Annotated in this window: 1 protein-coding gene; it reads left to right on the top strand. The window is 51.5% G+C overall.

Features of this window, described 5'->3' with window-relative positions; all coding sequences use genetic code 11:
• A partial coding sequence (locus HFE01_RS26845; protein WP_167442934.1) for a condensation domain-containing protein occupies positions 1 to 227 on the top strand: 227 nt, incomplete at both ends.

Below are 227 nucleotides of genomic sequence, written 5' to 3'. Positions count from 1 at the left end.
AAAACCATGTCTGGTGAAATCCCGGCGCTGGATATGCCAACGGATTTTACAAGACCTGCTGTACAGCGTCTGGAAGGGACTCGATTTGAGTTTGCGATCCGCATGGAGGACAGTGAGCAGTTGAAACAGCTGGCCGCACAAACCGGCTCCACCTTGTACATGGTGTTGCTGGCAGCGTATAGCACGCTTTTGCATAAATACACGGGTCAAGAGGATATCATCGTCGG

Source organism: Paenibacillus sp. EKM10P, assembly GCF_011800655.1.
Classification (GTDB): domain Bacteria; phylum Bacillota; class Bacilli; order Paenibacillales; family Paenibacillaceae; genus Paenibacillus; species Paenibacillus polymyxa.
Note: the sequence above shows the minus strand (reverse complement) of the source record. Positions and strands in the feature narration are given on the sequence as shown.